Source organism: Shimia sp. R9_3, assembly GCF_017743755.1.
Classification (GTDB): domain Bacteria; phylum Pseudomonadota; class Alphaproteobacteria; order Rhodobacterales; family Rhodobacteraceae; genus Shimia.
Genome location: NZ_JAGHRP010000003.1, coordinates 323,170 through 338,446, shown reverse-complemented (window position 1 = coordinate 338,446; position 15,277 = coordinate 323,170). Strand labels below are relative to the sequence as shown.

Sequence of the window (15,277 nt, the reverse complement as noted above, 5' to 3'; positions counted from 1 at the left end):
GGCAAGCGGTTCAACGCGCTGCGGCATCCAGAGACTGGTGACGGACCGGAATGTCGGTCTCAAGCGCATGCGCGCTGCCCGACCCAAGCACCACAAACTCCACCGCCTGCATCTCTTCGGCAAACCAAAGCGCAAGCGCGAGCGCGTCGCTCGGAGGAGCTGTTGGGCCATCCACCGCATCGAGCACAATTTTGGAGGGCGCCCAGACGCAGGTCTGGTCATTTTTCATCGCCCAATCCAGCTCGGTGCGGGTGTCGACCACCACACAGCGGGAATCACGGGCCGCCAGCATCCATGCGTTTTGCTCAATGGCGAGCAGATCCACACGGCGTTGGGTCATCGCGTGGCCTGTTTGAGGCGCTGCCAGATCAGGCGCGCCAACACAGAGGATCAGCGGCACATCGGTTTGCAGGAACCCGTCGATAGAGCCCGCAAGCTGTTCGGACATGCGCGCCTCATTAGACACAAAGACAACACGCGGCTGTGGGGCCTCTTCTTCAATGATTTCCTCAACAGGTGCGAGATGCGCCTTGCGGCTGCGCACGATCTCAACCCCCAGCGCACCGGGGCCGCGATCCAGCTTCTCGATGCGCACAAAAACCCGGTGGGCCTGCGGCTCAAGCAAGATGCGATCAGCCACGCGGGCCGCGAGGGTTTCCAGCAGGTTCAGACGTTCGGCAGAGAGTTCAAAGGCAATCGCCTCGGTGACTTTGTCATAAGACAGGATGCGATCCACATCGTCCTCGACCACGGGACCAAGTGGCAACACCTCTACCACCACGTTGAAGCAAATCCGCTGGGTGGTGCCCCGCTCTGCCTGAAATGCGCCGATTTCCACCTCAACGGTGTGGTCGCGCAGGGAGATGCGATCGAGCGGATCATCTGACGAGGTGGCCTCGGCACGCTCAGAAGGATGGGCAAACGCCAATCGGATTTCGTTGCTCATGATCTCTCTTCCACGCGCTGTTGTTTCGATCCCGCCACCCGGCGGTGGTGCGGCCTTTATCAGGCCATGTGCCGCGCGGCCATAGGGCAAACGCGGCACATCAAATCGCGAAACCGAAAGAAGCGTCAGTTCTGAGACAACCGTGTGGGCATCCGGTAGAAGTGATGAACACCAATGGTTGTGGTACGCTCATAGACACGCGACCAGCGCGGGTTCACCGCCTTGGTGTGATAGTGGGTCGCCCCAGCCGTGAGCTCCGCAGGCGCGCCGGCAAGCAGAAGGTCGGCCACTTTGCCAACCCGCTCATAGGCGCCGTGTTCGCGGATTTTATCGGATAGACCATCGCAGTTGTAGGTGAACTGGCACTGATATTTGCGACCGCTCGCAGTGCCCTGATTGATCACGCCACAGACGCTTCCGGGGAAGGCCGAGTGTTCGGCGCGATTGAGGATAACTTCGGCCACAGCGAACTGGCCTTTGACGCTTTCACCGCGCGCCTCAAAATAGAGCGCCTCGGCCATGCATTGCCATTCCGCTGTGCGTTTCTCATCGTTCACCTTTGGCAGACTGTCGATAAACGCGCGGCTGTAGCTGATTTCGGTTGGCTTAGGCTTTTTCGGCGCGAAAATATCGCGCAAAGTCTTGCCATCAAAAAGTACCAATTGTCGTGGTTTGGTGGAGGCAGATTCGGTCGCTGGTGTCGTCTCCGCGTAGCTGTTGCCCACAGTCAGGGCCGCAGCCAAAAAGGATGCAATCAAGTAGCGCATGATGACCTCGTTTTATGGGGTTTATGACCCCGGCAGCTTTAAAACGGGGGTGTTGTTAACGAAAAATAAACGAAACGTCCACTCACAGGCTTGTCACAGCCAAAACACTGCGCAGGCTCCTAAAGAGAGTGTGTGAAAAAAGTGTAATTTTACTGGAGCTTATCTTTAATCGCCAGCTGGGCAGCCGCCAGTCGCGCCACGGGCACCCGAAACGGGGAGCAGGACACGTAATCAAGCCCAATCTGCCGACAAAAGGCAATCGATTCGGGGCTGCCGCCATGTTCACCGCATACAGAAAGCGTCAGATCAGGCTGCGCACGGCGGCCGCGCTCGGCCCCCAATCGCAGCAATTCGCCCACGCCTTCCTGATCCAAAGTGTGGAACGGATCTTCGGGAAAAACGCCCTGCTGCACATAGGGGCTCATGAAGCGCCCGGCGTCGTCGCGTGACAAGCCGTAAGTCATCTGTGTGAGATCGTTGGTGCCGAAGCTGAAAAAGTTGCAATGCTGCGCAATATCCTCGGCCCGCAGTGCGGCGCGCGGGGTCTCCACCATCACGCCAAGGCGGTAGTCGAAATCGCGCGCGCGCTCGGTGCGCACCGCGGCGGCCACCGCATCAATGCGGGTTTTCACCAGCTCCACTTCACGCTTGGCCGAGACCAGCGGAATCATGATTTCCGGCACAAAAGGCTCGTTGTCGCCACAGGCATCCAAGGTGGCCTCAAAAATCGCGCGCGCCTGCATATCGAGAATTTCCGGCACCGTGATGCCAAGGCGCACACCGCGCATGCCCAGCATCGGGTTATATTCCCCCAGCGCCTCCACACGGCGTGTCACATCAGACAGCGGCAGGTTGAGCGATTCGGCCAGATCGCGCAGGCCAGCGCGGTCGGTGGGCAGGAATTCATGCAGTGGCGGGTCAAACAGGCGGATGCAGACCGGACGGTTGCCCATGATGTTGAACAGCTCGACAAACATCTCCCGCTGCATCGGCAGCAGGGCCTGCAGGGCCACGGCGCGATCCGCTGAGGCATTGGCAAAGATCACCTCGCGCATCGCGATCAGCTGATCCGCCTCAAAGAACATATGTTCGGTGCGGCAAAGGCCAATGCCTTCAGCCTCAAACATCAGCGCGGTTGTGGCGTCTGCCGGGGTGTCCGCGTTGGCGCGCACGCCGATGTCTCGGCTGAGATCAGCCCAGCTCATCAGGGTTTGGAAGGCATCATCCAGCGCGGCTTCCATCATTTTGGGTTCACCGGCGAGAATGTTGCCGGTGGTGCCATCCACGGTGATCACATCACCTTCGCGGAAAATCCGGCCATCGGTTGCGATGATCCGCTTTTTGCGAATCTGAAACCGCATGGAGGTGGCCCCAACCACACAAGGAAGACCAAGACCGCGCCCGATCACCGCCGCGTGGCTGGTCATGCCGCCGCGTTCGGTCAAGGCGGCGCTGGCGGCGTGCATGCCGCGAATGTCTTCGGGGTTTGTCTCCCGGCGCACCAGAACACAGGCCTCGCCGCGCGCCGCGCAGGCCTGCGCCTCTGCCGCGGTGAACACGATCCGGCCGGTTGCCGCGCCGGGGCTGGCGGCAATGCCGCTGCCGATCACATCCCGCTCTGCTTCGCTGTCGACCTGACGGTGCAGGAGTTCATTGAGCGCGCGCGGCTCGATCCGCATCACCGCCTCTTCGCGCGTGATGATCTTATCTTCTGCCAGCGACACGGCAATCCGCACCGCCGCGCGGGCGCTGCGCTGTACGCGCACACCGTCCAGAATGTGAATCTCGCCGTTTTCCAGCGTGAATTCGATCTGCATCTCTTCGCGCAGGCGGGCCCGCATCAGCCCGGCATATTCGGTCAGCAGCGCAAAGGCGTCCGGCACCTTTTCCTCAAGGGAGGCACCGCGCGCATCCTTTTGCAGAAACAGCGCCCCTGCCCCGGATTTCATCGCGTCCCGGCCCTGGCTCTGGCTCATGTAGCGCCCGGTGATCTGCGGCAGACCTGTGTCGCTGTTCACCAGCTGAAGCACGCCGCTGCCGCTTTCGCCATGGCCAACACCCAGCGCCATCGCCTGAATCACAAGACCAAGCCCCGCATCCGCAGGCGCGCCTTTGGCCTGACGCAAGAGCCGCGCGGTGGTGCCTTCCCAGGCACGCGCCATGGAGCGCAACACCCCGATCAGCTGTGCGCTGCGGTCCTGCGGGAAAGGCTCTTCGGCCTCATCCTCATAAGCTTCGAGAAAATCCGCGACCGCGTCGGGGTCGGAATTGTCCAGATCATCAAAGATGTCGGGATCCAGCCGCGCCACATGGGTGGAGTAAGACTGAATGAATTTCAGATAGAGTTTGGCTGCTGCTTCCGCGCCGATGGTCTCGCTCAAAGAGGCAAGCTGTTCATCGTTCATGCCGATGTTCAGGATCGCACCGGGGCCGCCCCAATCGGGGTCTTCGGAACTTGGGCGGACGCACAACAGCTGCCCATCTTCAAACGGCGCAAGCACCTGCGCCATATCGGGCTGTTCGCCCGCCGCAAGCCCATGCACCGCATCAAAGGACAGCGCGACGGTTGTCGGCACCGGCAGATCAAGCCGCGCCAGACGTTGCAGACATTTGGCCCGCCCGCCATGGGTTGCAGGCGCCATGGGCGCTGTGGGGGTGATCAGGGTGATATGCGGGTCATTCTGCTGCACTGCGGCACCTATTCATTGCGCGTCGCAGCATAAACCGCATGGGGCGCGAGGCAAGTCTTAGCTGCCTCGCACGTAGAACTACGCCTTAGCCTTCCACACGTGTCAGATCTGCGGCCTGCAGACAAATTGTGCGGATGCGCGACAGCAGGTTGAGGCGATTGCGGCGCACAACTTCGTTGTCGCTGTTGACCTGAACCGCCTCAAAAAACGCATCAATCGGCGCGCGCAGGGAGGCCATGTTTGACATGGCTGACGCGAAATCTTCGGTCTCGATGGCCGAAGAGATCGCCCCTTCTGCCCCATCAAGCGCGGCAAAGAGGGCTTTCTCGCTCTCGTCCTCGGCAAATTTCACATCTGCGCCAAAGGAATACTCGACGCCGTCTTTCTCTTCGGCCTGGCTCAGAATGTTGTTGGCGCGCTTAAAGCCCTGCAGCAGGTTCTCGCCATCCTCGGTGGACATAAAATCCTGCAGCGCGCGGGCGCGGGCCACCAAAAGCGCCAGATCATCGTTGCCGGGCATCGCGATGCAGGCGTCGATCACATCATGGCGGATGCCCTGATCGCGCAGATAGACTTTGAGACGGTCATGGAAGAAGGTGAGCAGATCCTGAGGCGCAGCATTGGCAATGCCACGCGCCTGAGCGGCGTGCATTTCCATGTGCTTGGCTTCTTCACCCTCAGCCGCCTTGGCCGCCGCTTCCCACTCTTCCACTTTCAGCAGCGCCGCAACAGCGGTCAGGGTGATGTCCAGCAGGTTGATGCGCAGACCGTTCTCCAGAACCAGACGGATCACACCCAAGGCCGCGCGGCGCAGGGCAAACGGGTCTTTGGAGCCGGTTGGCTTTTCATCAATCGCCCAGAAACCTGACAGCGTGTCGAGCTTATCCGCCATGGCCACAGCCACAGACACAGGGGCGGTTGGCACGTCATCGGATGGGCCCAGCGGGGAGTAATGCTCTTCGCTGGCCTGACCAACTTCCGCAGGCAGCTCGGCCGCCTGCGCGTAGTAGCGCCCCATCAGGCCCTGAAGTTCGGGGAACTCATAGACCATTTCCGAGCTCAGGTCGGCTTTACAGGCCTGCGCGGCCATCTGAGCCAGCATCGGATCTGCGTTCACCGATGGGGCCAGCGTGGTCGCGAGATCGGCAATCCGCATCACGCGCGCGCCCTGGCTGCCGATCTGGGCGTGGAAGGTTACGTTTTCGAGCTTCTCAACCCAAGGCTCAAAGCCCTGATCCTGCACCGTGCGCACGTCGTTTTCCCAGAAGAATTTCGCATCGCTCAGACGCGCAAACAGCACCTTCTGGTTGCCCGCCAGAATGGTGGCGCCGTCGTCTTTGGTTTCGCGGTTGGCAACGGTCACAAATTTCTCGATGCGGCCGGTTTTCGGGTTCTTCACGGAGAAGAACTTCTGGTGCTCTTTCATCGAGGTTTGCAACACCTCAGGTGGCAGGCCGAGGAAATCCTCTGCGATGTCGCCCATCAGAACCACCGGCCATTCAACCAGACCGGCGACTTCGGCCAGAAGGCCTTTGTCTTCCACCACTTCGAGACCTTGGGCAAAGGCCATGTTGGTGGCGTCGTTCCAGATGGTTTCGGCGCGTTCTTCGGCGTTCAGAACCACTTTGCTGCGCTTGAGCTTGACCTCATAGTCCTCGAAGCTGGTCACGGCAAAGCGGCCCTCGCCCATGAAGCGGTGGCCTTCGGTGGTGTCGCCAGAGATGATCCCGTCGATGTCGAGCGGCACAATGCTGTGGCCGTCCTCTGCGGACAGAATGCACAGGATCGAATGCAGCGGGCGCACCCAACGCAGGCTGCCTGCACCCCAGCGCATGGATTTGGGCCAGGGGAAATTGCGAATGGTGTCTTCGAGCACCTCAGCCACGATCTCTGCCGCTGGACGGCCCGGCTTGGTGATGGTGGCAAAGTAGACCGCGCCTTTCGGGGTCTCGCGCTCTTCCAGATCTTCGCGCGCCACACCTGCGCCGCGCAAGAAGCCTTCGATGGCCTTGTCAGGCGCGCCAACTTTGGGGCCCTTGCGCTCTTCATTGACGGTCGGGCTTTCGGCCAGCAGGCCTTCGAGCGCCAGTGTCAGACGGCGCGGCGTGGAGTAGGCGCGTGCGTGGGCATAGGTCAAACCGGCCTCGACCAGACCATCCGTCACTTTCTTTTTCAGGTCTTCAGCGGCCCGCGCCTGCATGCGGGCGGGGATTTCCTCAGAAAAGAGTTCGATCAAGAGATCAGGCATGACGGATCCTTAGAAGTTCACGATGGTCTGAATAACTACCGCGTTGGCAATATCGACGAAAAACGCCGAAACCAAGGGCAAAACGACAAAAGCGATGGGGGCCGGGCCATATCTCTTGGTCACGGCGGTCATATTGGCGATGGCGGTGGGGGTTGCGCCCAGTGAGAAGCCGGCAAAGCCTGCGGCCAGTACCGCCGCCGTGTAGTTGCGCCCAAGGGCATAGAACAGGATCACAATCACCAGCGCGATGGTGGCCACGGTCTGCACCACAAGGGTGACCACGATCGCCCAGCCCGCCTCGCTCAGGGTGGAGAAATCCATGGTCATCAGCGAGATCGCCAGAAAGGTGCCAAGCGCAAATTCAGAGACAATGGCCAAGCTGGGCGTGCGCGCAACGGAAGGGATCTTGGGTGCCAGAATGGGCCGCAGGTTGGCCAGAATGATGCCGCTGATCAAACAGGGCACAAACAATGGCAGCATCAGACCCAGCTGTTGCAGCACGCCATGCATGGCGTAACCCAGAATAATCGCCAGATGCAGCGCCAGCATCACCCGCATCAGGCTCACATGGGTGATTTCCAGACCGTCGCGCTCATCCTCATAAGCCACGCCGACCACGTCGCCATCATCTGGGCGGCTGGGCGAGAGATTGTGGCGCGAGATCAGATATTTTGCGACAGGGCCACCAATCAGTGAGGCGGCAATCAGCCCGAGGGTAGCCATGGCCACGCCCAGTTCCGGGGCGCTGGCAAAGCCGGTGACTTCGGCCACATTGGGCGACCAGGCAATCGCCGTGCCATGCCCGCCAATCAGCGAAGCCGAGCCAAAAAGCACGCCGGTCTGCGCGGGCAGACCAAAGAGCTGCGCGCCTGCGATTCCGACGACATTCTGAATGAGGATCGTGCCGAGCGTCAGCACCATCAGCAAAAGCAACACCCGCCCGCCCACCAAAAGATCAGACAGGCGCGCATTGAGGCCGATGCCCGCAAAGAACAGCACCAGAAGATAGTCCCGCGCGGCGACCTCAAAATGCAGCGATTGCCCTGACAGCGCGGCATAAATCGCAAAGCAGGTCGAGCCGATCAGCCCGCCGGTGACAGGCTCTGGAATGTTGAATTCACGCAGCAAGGCCGCTTCGCGCGTCAGGCGCGCACCCAGCAGGTAAACTGCAAAGCCAAGTGTCGAGGTGATGAATTCGGGGAAGACAAATATCTCAGGCACTTGGCTGTGCTCCTACTGTTTTGGCGGGCAGTGATCCGGCAAAGGTTTTCCGTCAAAGGCGATTTCGCCACAGGCGTTGATTTCGTTCCAGGCAAATCCACGCCCATCGGGCAGAATGGCAACGATGCGGTCAATACCGTATTGCACCTCTTTTTCACCCAAAAACGCGAGCGCCTCACCACTTTCCAGCGCCGCGCCGATCTCTTTGGCGTCAAAACAGTCAAACCAACCCGGCGCATTGCGCGGCTCTGCCTTCTCCAACAGCATGTAGGTTTCTGTCAGCAGCGGTGCGCTCATGGTGGTGGTGAAACAGGCGCGATAGCGGATCGGGGAGCTTTCGCTGTCGATCGCCTTGAAGTCCTCATAGAGAATGGGCTCCGGCTGTTCGCTGACCAGCAGGGTGAGCTGCACATCATCTTTGAGGTCAGACACGCGCACCTCGTCGTAGTAGCCATAGATTTGCAGCCAATACATGGCGATCCCGCCCACCAAAGCTGTCAGCACGATCACACCTCCCAGCAATTTGCCCGTCATGCGGTTGCCCCCTGAATTTCCGTCAGGCTTGTGTTGCGCGAAACCGCTGCGCGGCGCACATTCAAAGCCAAGTGATTGAGTTGATTTGAACCTACCAAGAGATTGAGATGCCCGATAGCTTTGCCGTGGCCATGTTCGGGGCCCTTTTTGCGGTCATGAACCCGTTTGTTAATCTGCCGATTTTCCTGAGCCTGACGGAGGAGCTTGCGCCCCCCGCACAGCGCAAAACCGCGCTTCAGGTGGTGGTCTACACCAGCATTGCCTGCGCGATTGTGGCCGTGGCGGGCTCCGCCATCCTCGATTTCTTTGGCATTTCGGTGGACGCGTTTCGCGTCGCGGGTGGGCTGGTGCTGTTGCAGATCGGCTTTCACATGCTGAACGGCAACAACAGCAGCGCGCATCACGGCACCGAACATGAGCAAGCCGCCGTGGCCAAGGCGCCGGTGGAGAGCATCGCGTTTTATCCGATGACCTTCCCCATGCTGGTTGGCCCCGGCACGATGACCACGCTGATTCTCTATGCCCATCAGGCCAAAGGCGCGACCGGCTGGGTGATCTATGCGGCCTGCGTTGCGCTGGTGGTCGGGCTGTTGGCGGTGGTGTTCCTGTTTGCAGGCAATATCGGCAAGCATCTGAGCGCCACGGCGCGCACCATCATGACGCGCCTCATGGGGCTGATTTTGATCGCCATCGCGATTGAAATGGTCGCGGACGGCGTGAAGGTGCTGTTGCCGGGCTTTGCCTAGCATAAGCCTCACGCCGCGTAGCCACCTGCCTCTGTCTGCACAAACGCATCCGCGCATTGCTTGGCCAGCGCGCGCACGCGGCCGATATAGGCCTGACGCTCGGTGACCGAAATCACCCCGCGCGCGTCCAGCAAATTGAACAGGTGGGAAGCCTTGATGCACTGGTCATAAGCCGGATGCGCCATGATGATGCGCTTGCCGGTTTTGGGATCCATATGCTCCTGCGCGAGGATCTTCTCGCACTCGGCCTCAGCCTCTTCAAACTGTTTGAGCAGCACGTCGGTGTTGGCCACGTCAAAGTTCCAGCGGCTGTATTCCTGCTCGGTCTGCTTGAAAACATCGCCATACTTCAACGCAATAGGCGCATCTGGGCTGTTGAAAGGCATATCCATCACATGATCGACGCCCAAAACATACATGGCCAGACGCTCCAGACCATAGGTCAGCTCACCGGACACAGGATGGCAATCGTGCCCTCCGACCTGCTGGAAATAGGTGAACTGGCTGACTTCCATCCCGTCACACCAGACTTCCCAGCCGAGGCCCCATGCGCCGAGGGTCGGGCTTTCCCAGTCATCCTCAACAAAGCGGATGTCGTGCATCTCCATATCGATGCCGATGGCCTCAAGGCTGCCGAGGTAAAGCTCCTGCAGGTTGGGCGGGCTCGGTTTGATCAGCACCTGATACTGGTAGTAGTGCTGCAGGCGGTTTGGGTTCTCCCCATAGCGCCCGTCGGTCGGACGGCGCGAGGGCTGCACATAGGCTGCGGCCCAGGCTTTGCTGCCCAGAGAGCGCAAGGTGGTGGCCGGGTGGAACGTGCCTGCGCCCACTTCCATGTCATAGGGTTGCATGATGGCACAGCCTTTTTCGGCCCAGTAATTCTGAAGCCGCAGAATGATCTCCTGAAAGCTGCGAGGTTTGCTGTCGCTATGTGCCATTTTTATGCCCCTTACAAACGCGGGTCTTGCTTATGCGCAACCCTTCGCGGGGTCAATTGCAGCATGGCGTAAAATAGAGGTGCATGAGTGCAAGAACCTGTTAAACAGGCCGAGAACTACCAACGTCACGAGTTTTAGGGACTACGACCACTATGTTGCGCACTGTTTTGTCGCTGTTTGCGGCGCTCATTTTCAGCGTTTCCGCCCTCTTCGCACAGTCTTCTCAAGATGACATCGTCTGGGTCCAGCTGGAAGCCCGCCCAAGCCTCACCGAAGCCAGCGCCAATATTCGCGGCTATGCCCAACGGATGGATGACGTAAACGGATTCTCGCTTGGCGGCGGCTGGTATGCGGTGGCACTGGGGCCATACCGCCGGGAAGACGCCGAGAACGTGCTGCGGGTGTACCGCTCTGAAGGGTTGATCCCGATTGACAGCTACATCGCCCTGTCCCGCGACTATCGCAGCCAGTTCTGGCCTGTGGGGGCCAATCTGCTGACCAATCCGGAGAGCATCACGCCGGGCGCGCAGCCTGAGCAGAGCGCCAGCGTAGAGATCACCGAGCAACCGGTTGAGGCCGCTCCTGAGCCAACACAGCCAGTGGTGCAGCAGTTGCCGGATGAAACCGTGGGCCAAGCCCGCGCCAGCGAAGCCCAGCTGACCCGCGCGGAAAAGATGCGCCTTCAGGAATGGCTGCAGTGGGCCGGTTACTACAATTCCGCAATTGACGGGGCCTTTGGCCGCGGGACCCGCGCCTCCATGGCGAATTGGCAGGCCGACAACGGCTTTGACGCAACCGGCGTTCTGACCACGCGTCAGCGCGACACGCTGCGCCAGCAATATTACGCGGTGCTGGAAGGTATGGACCTTCAGGTGGTGCGCGATCTGGACGCGGGTATTGAGATGCTGGTGCCGCTGGGCGCCGTGTCCAAGACAGGTGCTGAATACCCGTTTGTGCAATATGAGGCGGCAAATGGCCCTGCGAAGGTGCTACTGATCAGTCAGGCAGGCGATCAGAACACGCTGTTTGGCCTCTATGACATCATGCAGACGCTCGAAATTGTGCCGCTGAACGGCCCGCGTGAGCGCAAGAAAAGCAGCTTCGTGCTGACCGGTCAGAACGGTCAGGTGATCAGCCACACAGAGGTGTCGCTGGAGGATGGCGAAGTCAAAGGCTTCACGCTGGTCTGGCCCAATGGCGATGAAGAGCGCCGCAAACGTATTCTTGGCGAGATGCGCGCAAGCTTCACCCGTCTTGGCGGCACTCTGGATCCGGCAGCGGGCGACAGCGCGGCGCAGGACATTGATCTGCTGGCGGGGCTTCAGATCCGCAAACCCAAGCAATCGCGCTCCGGCTTCTTTATTGACCGCAACGGCCATGTGCTGACCACTGCGGAGGCGGTGCAGAGCTGTTCCAAGATCACCATCGAGGAAGATTACGACGCCAAGGTCGCCGTGCTGGATGAGGCGCTTGGCGTTGCCATTCTCGCCCCCGTAAGCCCGCTCGCGCCGATTGATGTGGCCGCATTGCGCGACGGCGCGCCGCGCATCCAATCGGATGTGGCCGTGGCCGGCTACTCCTTTGAAGGCGCGCTGGGAGCCCCCACCGTGACCTTTGGCAAACTGGCGGACGTGAAAGGCCTGCGCGGTGAGCGCGAGCTGGCACGGCTGGCGCTTGAGATCGAGCCCGGCGACTGGGGCGGCCCGGTGTTTGACGCAGGCGGCGCGGTTTTTGGCATGCTGCTGCCACGGGATGCCCAGAGCGCCCAGCAGCTGCCAAGCGACGTGAACTTTGCCGTCAACTCTGACGCGCTGCGCGCCTTGCTGGCCCAAGAAGGCATCAGCGCGGGTCTGGCAAGCAGCGCCCAAAGCCTCGCGCCTGAGGATCTCAGCAAACGCGCCAGCGACATGACCGTGCTGGTCAGCTGCTGGTAAGACCTCTCCCCCTCACATGCAAAAGGCGGCCCCAAATGGAGCCGCCTTTTTTGTTTAAATTCGCTCCTCTTAGCGGGCGGACAATGCGGATGTCATGCGGATCAGGGTTGGACGATCTGCTTCAAACGCCTTGGTCAGAGCCTGCTGGAGCTCTTTGAGCGAAGCGGGTTCCTGCGCCAGACAGCCATAGCTTTCCGCGAGCTGACAGAAATTCGGATTGTGCGCGATCACCGCATTCGGGGCGATCTGGCTTTCGACCATACTGTCTTCGATCTCTTTGAGCTTGTGGTTGTCCCACAGAAGGATCGGGATCGGCAGCTTCATCTCCACGGCGGCGCCAAGTTCCTGCACGGTGTACTGAAAGCCATAGTCACCCGCGATGCAGACCGTGGGTTTGCCAGGACGCGCCATTGCGCCACCAATGGAGGCAGGCAGAGCATAACCCAGCGTCCCAAAGCCGGTGGGGTGATGCCAATACCCAGAGCAAGGCATGTCCCAAACCTCTTTGGCGACATAGGCAAACTGTGTCATATCCGAATAGATCATCGCCTCATCCGGCATCACATCGCCAAGCGCATCGCAGATCTCTGCAATTCCGGGACGCTCCGCATCCGTTTCAGCGCGGAAGCGGGCCTTGGTTTTGGCGATCTCTGCGACATCCCATTTGGGCGTTGCGGTTGCCTCCGGGAGAGTGCTCAACAAGGCCTCGACAAATTGTTTGCCGTCACATTGGAAGGTGATGTCAGCGCGGTGGCGGTCGGCCAAGACTTCTGGGTCGATATCAACGCGCACCAAACTGCCCTGATGGCCCAATGTATCGCGCCACAGGTCACATTCAGATAGTTCCGTTCCAATGGCGATCACCAGATCCGCACCACCAATGATGCGCTCGCTTTCGCCGCGACCGAGATAGGTGCCAAAGCTCAGAGGCTCATCCGCAGACAGCAGGCCACAGCCCGCGTAGGTCATGAACGCCGCTGCTCCGCTGCGTCGCAGCAGCTCGCGCACGGCGGCATCCACCGTGGCGTTGCGCGCATGCTGCCCGTGCGCCACCAATCCGCCGCCAAAGACAAAGAGCGGTTTTCGTGCAGCTGCGAGCTTATCCTCCAAACCTGCCAGATTTGGCACGCCAGAAATGCTGGACACTGCGCTGGCGGCACCGGGGGCATGCACGCTCGCCTCAACCGCCATGCTGCCAAGAAGACCAATGGGCACCTGAATGTGTTTGGGGCGCTGCCGTTTGCCCTCAAACTCCACAAAGGCACGGTCGATCAGATCATAGGCGGCGCGGGCTGTGCGCGCCTCTTCAGACCAGTCACACACGGTGGCAGCTGCCCCGCGCTGATCGCGCATCTGGTGAAGCTGCCCGCGATGGCCGACGTGTTCGTCCAGACAGCTGGACAGAGTCAGCACCGACACGCTGTCGGAATAGGCCTGCCCTAGGGGGGTCAGAATATTGCAAAGCCCCGGACCGGTGATCACATAGGCCACCCCCGGCTTGCCGCTCGCACGGGCATAGCCGTCAGCCATAAAGCCCGCGCCCTGCTCATGGCGCGCCAGCACATGGGTGATGCCCGCCTCCTCAATGCCGCGGTACATCTCCACATTGTGCACGCCGGGGATGCCAAAAATCACATCCACGCCACGCGCTTTCAACATGTGCGAAATCTGCGCTCCCAAGGGGCGCATCTCCTGCCCAGTCGTTGCCATCAGGCCCTCCAGAATTGAACTGTAAAGAGAACAAACACCGCCAGCAGCTCCAGCCGGCCCAGCAACATACCAGCCGACAGAAGCCATTTGGCCGTGTCATTGAGAGATGAGAAATTGCCCGCAGGGCCGATGATGTCGCCAAGCCCCGGCCCGATATTGGCGATCGCGGAGGCCGCGCCGGAGAGCGAGGTGACAAAATCAAGCCCGGTCATGCTCAGGAGCACAGCCAGCGCGCCAAGGCTCACGGTGAAGAAGACAAAGAAGGTCATCACCGAGTTCAGCGCCTCTTCATCCACCTTGCGGCCCTGATAGCGCAGGATGAAGACACCGGAGGGGTGCTGAATGCGGCGCAGCTGAACACGGATCGCAGAGAAGAGCAGCTGATAGCGGAAGATCTTCACCGAACAGGCGGTGGAGCCCGCGCAGCCGCCGATCAGCCCGATAAAGAAGAACATGGCGACGAGGAAAGAGCCCCAGTTCATGTAATCGACACTGGCATAGCCGGTGCCAGAGATGATCGAGGTGATGTTAAAGAGCGCCTCGCGGAAGGCCTGTTCCCAGCTGTGGGGGAAGAAGGTGGTCAGGATCAGCGTGAACATCGCCACCAGAATGGCAATGGTCAGCAGAAAGAGACGCACCTGACTGTCTTTGAACAGCGGCGTGGTGTTGCCGTTGACCATTTGCACATAGCGCACAAACGGCAGGGCGGAGAGGATCATGAACAGCGTGGCGACATATTCCAGCGGGCCGGAAAACGCCCCAAAGGACGCGTCATAGGTGGAAAAACCACCCGTGGAAATCGTGGTCAGCGCGTGCACCAAAGCATCAAAGGGCGCCATGCCCATGACGATGTAGGCCAGCATGCAGGCAAAGGTCAGTCCCGCGTAAATGGTTGAGATCTGGCCCGAAATAGCTGTGGCACGGGGCAGGATCTTGCCCATGGTGTCAAAGCCTTCGGAGCGGAAGATCTGCATCCCGCCGACCCGCAGCTCGGGCAGAAAGACCATGGCGACCACAATGATGCCGATGCCACCAAGCCATTGCAGCAAGCCGCGCCACAGCAGCATGCCGCGTGGCAGCTCTTCAAGGCCGGAAAACACGGTGGCACCGGTCGTGGTCAGCCCGCTCATCGATTCAAAGACCGCATCCACCACACGCGCCTCTGTTGCGCCAAACATGAAAGGCAGCGCGCCAAACAGCGGCAGGGCCAGCCAGACACCGGTGGTCAGTAGGAAGGTCTGTTGCAGGGTCAGCCCGTTGCCGCGCCCGTTGTGACAGGACAGCGACACCAGCACGCCCGTCAGACAGGTCACAACAGCACTGACAAAAAAGGCTTCCCAATGGCGGGTGCCGTCAATCAGGTCCACCGCCATGGGCACGAACATGGTCGCCCCCAAAATGGCCACCAGCAGGCCGATGACATATCCAACAGGTCGCAAGTCTAGCATGGGCGCAGCGTTGGCGTTTGCCAAAGCCGCTGTCAAGCAACTAGAGCGGTTTGCGTTTTGCAGAAATGGTCTATGCGCCGCCCTTTTAAGCCGGC

11 protein-coding genes are annotated in these 15,277 nt (G+C 60.4%); 2 read left to right on the top strand and 9 right to left on the bottom strand.

All coding sequences use genetic code 11. The annotated features are described in order from the left end of the window. Positions 1–10 precede the first annotated feature (10 nt). The 6 genes from J7412_RS10500 to J7412_RS10475 form a co-directional block, all read right to left on the bottom strand. Positions 11–946 (bottom strand): dihydroneopterin aldolase, encoded by a 936-nt coding sequence (locus tag J7412_RS10500; protein ID WP_209078598.1) that lies wholly within the window; start codon positions 944–946, stop codon positions 11–13. A 125-nt stretch (positions 947–1,071) separates the two neighbouring features. After that, positions 1,072–1,713, bottom strand: coding sequence for a cell wall hydrolase (locus J7412_RS10495; protein WP_209065193.1), 642 nt, complete (start codon positions 1,711–1,713; stop codon positions 1,072–1,074). A 149-nt stretch (positions 1,714–1,862) separates the two neighbouring features. After that, the gene (locus J7412_RS10490) at positions 1,863–4,355 is read right to left on the bottom strand and encodes a putative PEP-binding protein (protein WP_209078758.1); all 2,493 of its coding nucleotides are present in this window, start codon (positions 4,353–4,355) and stop codon (positions 1,863–1,865) included. A gap of 133 nt (positions 4,356–4,488) precedes the next feature. Continuing rightward, a complete protein-coding gene (glyS, locus tag J7412_RS10485) occupies positions 4,489–6,651 on the bottom strand; it encodes a glycine--tRNA ligase subunit beta (RefSeq protein ID WP_209078597.1) in 2,163 nt (720 codons plus the stop codon). 9 nt (positions 6,652–6,660) lie between these two features. Then, a complete protein-coding gene (gene gltS / locus J7412_RS10480; RefSeq protein WP_209078596.1) occupies positions 6,661–7,872 on the bottom strand; it encodes a sodium/glutamate symporter in 1,212 nt (403 codons plus the stop codon). Between the two features lie 12 nt (positions 7,873–7,884). Continuing rightward, positions 7,885–8,406 carry a DUF6446 family protein gene (locus J7412_RS10475; protein ID WP_209078595.1) on the bottom strand — a complete coding sequence of 174 codons (522 nt, stop codon included), beginning with the start codon at positions 8,404–8,406 and terminating at the stop codon, positions 7,885–7,887. Between the two features lie 107 nt (positions 8,407–8,513). Between J7412_RS10475 and J7412_RS10470 the strand changes: the two genes are divergently transcribed. After that, entirely contained in the window at positions 8,514–9,152 is a 639-nt protein-coding gene (locus J7412_RS10470; protein ID WP_209078594.1) for a MarC family protein, read from the top strand. A gap of 8 nt (positions 9,153–9,160) precedes the next feature. Here the strand turns inward: J7412_RS10470 and J7412_RS10465 are convergent, their stop codons facing one another. Continuing rightward, positions 9,161–10,090, bottom strand: a complete 930-nt coding sequence (locus J7412_RS10465; protein ID WP_209065198.1) for a glycine--tRNA ligase subunit alpha — start codon at positions 10,088–10,090, stop codon at positions 9,161–9,163. Between the two features lie 152 nt (positions 10,091–10,242). Here J7412_RS10465 and J7412_RS10460 point away from each other — a divergent pair, with 152 nt between their 5' ends. Continuing rightward, positions 10,243–12,024: a serine protease gene (locus tag J7412_RS10460; protein WP_209078593.1), complete on the top strand. Its 1,782-nt coding sequence runs from the start codon at positions 10,243–10,245 to the stop codon at positions 12,022–12,024. A gap of 69 nt (positions 12,025–12,093) precedes the next feature. On the opposite strand, the gene J7412_RS10455 is transcribed toward J7412_RS10460, so the two are convergent. Continuing rightward, positions 12,094–13,734 (bottom strand): 5-guanidino-2-oxopentanoate decarboxylase, encoded by a 1,641-nt coding sequence (locus J7412_RS10455; protein ID WP_247743861.1) that lies wholly within the window; start codon positions 13,732–13,734, stop codon positions 12,094–12,096. Beyond that, positions 13,734–15,182, bottom strand: coding sequence for a TrkH family potassium uptake protein (locus tag J7412_RS10450; protein WP_209078592.1), 1,449 nt, complete (start codon positions 15,180–15,182; stop codon positions 13,734–13,736). The genes J7412_RS10455 and J7412_RS10450 overlap by 1 nt, the downstream gene beginning before the upstream one ends. Positions 15,183–15,277: the final 95 nt, after the last annotated feature.

Coding starts and splice junctions, on each gene's coding strand:
- J7412_RS10495 (WP_209065193.1), bottom strand. CDS start 1,713: ATGCGCTACTTGATTGCATCCTTTTTGGCTGCGGCCCTGACTGTGGGC.
- J7412_RS10490 (WP_209078758.1), bottom strand. CDS start 4,355: ATGGCGCCTGCAACCCATGGCGGGCGGGCCAAATGTCTGCAACGTCTG.
- J7412_RS10470 (WP_209078594.1), top strand. CDS start 8,514: ATGCCCGATAGCTTTGCCGTGGCCATGTTCGGGGCCCTTTTTGCGGTC.
- J7412_RS10475 (WP_209078595.1), bottom strand. CDS start 8,406: ATGACGGGCAAATTGCTGGGAGGTGTGATCGTGCTGACAGCTTTGGTG.
- J7412_RS10450 (WP_209078592.1), bottom strand. CDS start 15,182: ATGCTAGACTTGCGACCTGTTGGATATGTCATCGGCCTGCTGGTGGCC.
- J7412_RS10460 (WP_209078593.1), top strand. CDS start 10,243: ATGTTGCGCACTGTTTTGTCGCTGTTTGCGGCGCTCATTTTCAGCGTT.
- J7412_RS10465 (WP_209065198.1), bottom strand. CDS start 10,090: ATGGCACATAGCGACAGCAAACCTCGCAGCTTTCAGGAGATCATTCTG.
- J7412_RS10455 (WP_247743861.1), bottom strand. CDS start 13,734: ATGGCAACGACTGGGCAGGAGATGCGCCCCTTGGGAGCGCAGATTTCG.
- glyS (WP_209078597.1), bottom strand. CDS start 6,651: ATGCCTGATCTCTTGATCGAACTCTTTTCTGAGGAAATCCCCGCCCGC.
- J7412_RS10500 (WP_209078598.1), bottom strand. CDS start 946: ATGAGCAACGAAATCCGATTGGCGTTTGCCCATCCTTCTGAGCGTGCC.